Annotated in this window: 3 protein-coding genes; all 3 read left to right on the top strand. The window is 72.2% G+C overall.

Annotated elements, in window-relative coordinates; translation table 11 throughout:
• A partial coding sequence (locus ACFFCA_RS19735) for a leucyl aminopeptidase (RefSeq protein WP_375487984.1) occupies positions 1–1149 on the top strand: 1149 nt, incomplete at its 5' end.
• A gap of 105 nt (positions 1150–1254) precedes the next feature.
• Entirely contained in the window at positions 1255–2664 is a 1410-nt protein-coding gene (lpdA, locus tag ACFFCA_RS19730) for a dihydrolipoyl dehydrogenase (RefSeq protein WP_375487982.1), read from the top strand.
• 63 nt (positions 2665–2727) lie between these two features.
• The coding region (locus tag ACFFCA_RS19725) for a biotin/lipoyl-containing protein (RefSeq protein WP_375487986.1) at positions 2728–3190 on the top strand (463 nt) is incomplete at its 3' end.

Below are 3190 nucleotides of genomic sequence, written 5' to 3'. Positions count from 1 at the left end.
CTCGGCGACCGGCGGCGCGTCCACCTCGCGCTCGACGCCCCGGTCGGCGCGCTGACCGAGGGCGCGTTGCTCGGCGCCTACGCATTCACCGGCTACAAGTCGGCCGCCGGCACCCGCGCGCTGCGCACCATCAGCGTCCCCGGCGCGTCCGGCGCGCGGGCCGAGGTCAAGCGGGCCCAGATCGTGGCCGAGGCGGTCAGCCTGACCCGCGACCTCGTGAACACCCCGCCGAACGACCTGTACCCCGAGACGTTCGCCGAACGCGCCCGCGAGCTCGCCCAGGACCGCTCGCTCGAGGTCGAGGTGCTCGACGACCGCGCGCTGCGCCGCGGCAAGTTCGGCGGCATCCTCGGCGTGGGGCAGGGCAGCGTGCGGCCGCCCCGGCTCGTGCGGATCAGCTACCGGCCGGCCAAGGCCAGGGCGCACCTGGCGCTCGTCGGCAAGGGCATCACCTTCGACAGCGGCGGCCTGAACCTCAAGACGGCGAACATGGCCGCCATGAAGTCCGACATGGGCGGTGCTGCCGCGGCAATCGCTTCGGTGCTCGCCGTCGCCGCGCTGAAGCTCCCGGTGGCGGTGACCGCGACCGTGCCGATGGCCGAGAACATGCCGTCGGGGTCCTCCTACCGGCCGTCGGACATCCTTCGCATGTACGACGGCAGCACCGTCGAGGTCGGCGACACCGATGCCGAGGGCCGCATCATCCTGGCCGACGCGCTGGTGCGGGCCGGGCAGGACGACCCGGACTTCCTCATCGAGGCCTCGACGCTCACCGGGGCGCAGGTCGTCGCGCTCGGGCCGCGCCTGATCGGCGCCATGGGCAGCGACGACTGGCGCGACGAGGTCGTGGCCGCGGGCACCGGGGTCGGCGAGGGGCTGTGGGCCATGCCGCTGCCCGACGACCTGCGCGGACGTCTCGACTCCCCCGTCGCCGACATCGCCAACATCCCCGGCGAGCGCTGGGCCGGGATGCTGATCGCCGGCCGGTTCCTCGGCGAGTACGTGCCGGACGGCGTGCCATGGGTGCACCTCGACATCGCCGGCCCGGCGTTCAACGAGGCGGCGCCGCGCGACTACACGCCCAAGGGCGGCACCGGGGCTGGCGTGCGGACCATGATCGCCGCCGCCGAGCACCTCGCGGCCCGCTGACCGGACCGACCGACCGAACACCGTGCGGACCGACAGTGCCAAGATGGACGGGCACCCCATCACGCCCGTCGACACGGGCGTTCGTCGGTAGGTAGGAGTAGACCCGTGGCAGACCAGCAGTCCGATCTCGTCATCCTCGGTGGCGGCAGCGGTGGGTACGCCGCGGCGCTGCGCGCGGCCGAGCTCGGCAAGTCCGTGGTGCTGATCGAGAAGGACCGCGTCGGCGGCACCTGCCTGCACCGCGGCTGCATCCCCACCAAGGCCCTGCTGCACGCCGGCGAGATCGCCGACGGCGCCCGCGAGAGCGCGAACTTCGGCGTCAACGCCACCTTCGAGGGCATCGACATGGCCGGTGTGAACAAGTACAAGGACGGCGTGATCGGCAAGAACTGGAAGGGCCTGACCGGCCTGATCAAGTCGCGCGGCATCGAGATTGTCGAGGGCGAGGGCGTCCTCGTCGGCCCGAAGACGGTCAAGGTGGCCAAGCAGGACGGCTCCAGCGACACCTACACCGGCACCAACCTCATCCTCGCCACCGGTTCCTACTCCCGCACCCTGCCGGGCCTCGAGCTCGACGGCCGACGCGTCATCACCAGCGAGCACGCGCTGCAGCTCGAGCACGTCCCCGAGTCGGTCATCGTGCTCGGCGGCGGCGTCATCGGCTGCGAGTTCGCGTCGGCCTGGACCTCCTTCGGCGCCAAGGTCACCATCGTCGAGGCGCTGCCGCACCTCGTCCCGCTCGAGGACGAGGCCAGCTCGAAGCAGCTCGAGCGCGCCTTCCGCAAGCGCAAGATCGACTTCAAGGTCGGCGTGCGGTTCGAGAAGGTCGAGACCAGCGACGCCGGGGTGGTCGTCACCCTGGAGGGTGGCCAGACCCTGGAGGCCGAACTGCTGCTCGTCGCGGTGGGCCGGGGCCCGGTCTCGGACGGTCTGGGCTACGAGGAGCAGGGCCAGCGCCTCGAGCGCGGGTTCGTCGTCACCGACGAGCTGCTGCGCACCGCCGTCGACGGCGTCTACGCCGTGGGCGACCTGGTGTCGATCAACGGTGGACCGCACCTGCAGCTCGCCCACGTCGGCTTCGCCGAGGGCATCCTGGTCGCCGAACAGATCGCCGGCCTGCCGGTGGTCCCGATCGACTACGCCGGCGTCCCGCGCATCACTTACAGCTCCCCCGAGGTCGCGTCCGTCGGGCTCACCGAGGTCGACGCCGCCGAGAAGTACGGCGTCGACAACATCAAGAGCGTCACCTACGACCTGTCCGGCAACGGCCGCAGCGCGATCCTCAACACCAAGGGCGCGGTCAAGCTGATCGCCCAGAACGACGGCCCGGTGGTCGGCGTGCACATCGTCGGAGACCGGGTCGGCGAGCTCATCGCCGAGGCGCAGCTCATCTACAACTGGGAGGCTCTCCCGGGCGAGGTCGCGCAGCTCGTGCACCCGCACCCGACCCAGTCCGAGGCCATCGGCGAGGCGCACATGCTCCTGGCCGGCAAGCCGCTGCACGTGCACGAATAACCGCCTGCTCGCCCACCGACCGCGAACCCTAGGAGCCCCACGACCATGTCGACGTCCGTGACCATGCCGCGACTCGGTGAGAGTGTCACCGAGGGCACCGTGACCCGCTGGCTGAAGGCCGAGGGTGACCACATCGACGCCGACGAGCCACTGCTCGAGGTCTCGACGGACAAGGTGGACACCGAGGTCCCCTCGCCCGCGTCCGGCACCTTGCTCTCGATCAAGGTGCAGGAGGACGAGACCGTCGAGATCGGCGTCGAGCTGGCCGTCATCGGCGAGGCCGGCGAGGGCGCGGGTTCCGCCGACGACAGCGGCGCGTCCGCCCCTGAGCCCGAGCCGGAGCCCGCAGCGGAACCGGAGCCCGAGCCTGCGGCGCAACCCGAGCCCGAGCCTGCCGCCGCGCAGGCCGAGCCCGAGCCCGCCCCGGCTCCGAAGCCTCGTCCGGCACCCGCGGCCGCACCCGCCCCGGCGGCGTCGCCCGCCGCGTCGGCCGGCGCGGGTTCTGACGGGTCGGACGGCTCCGAAG

The sequence above is a fragment of the uncultured Jatrophihabitans sp. genome (genome assembly GCF_964252635.1).
Taxonomy (GTDB): domain Bacteria; phylum Actinomycetota; class Actinomycetes; order Mycobacteriales; family Jatrophihabitantaceae; genus Jatrophihabitans.
This window is presented reverse-complemented; position numbering and strand designations above follow the sequence as displayed.